Annotated in this window: 1 protein-coding gene; it reads right to left on the bottom strand. The window is 71.5% G+C overall.

Translation table 11 applies throughout. The features are described 5' to 3' along the window. Nucleotides 1-235 (bottom strand): glycosyltransferase (locus SB753_RS41475; protein WP_410805743.1); only part of this gene is annotated, 235 nt, incomplete at both ends.

Raw genomic sequence — 235 nt, 5'->3', positions numbered from 1 at the left:
ATCGCCGCCCTCGGAACGAGCACGCGTTCGCGCCACGGGTGCGGGGCACGCACGAGCGCCCGGTGCGACCCGGTGACCGTGACGTGGTCGGTGCGGAGGAAGTCGCAGTCCAGCTCGCGCAACCGCGACACCAGCACCTCGAGCCGGCGCGGCTGCATCCAGTCGTCACCGTCGAGGAAGCAGAAGGCGTCGCCCTCGACCCGTTCGAGCCCTTGATTCCGGGCGGTCGCCAGAC

It is taken from the genome of Paraburkholderia sp. SIMBA_053 (assembly GCF_046534895.1).
In the GTDB taxonomy this organism is placed as follows: domain Bacteria; phylum Pseudomonadota; class Gammaproteobacteria; order Burkholderiales; family Burkholderiaceae; genus Paraburkholderia; species Paraburkholderia caledonica.
Note: the sequence above shows the minus strand (reverse complement) of the source record. Positions and strands in the feature narration are given on the sequence as shown.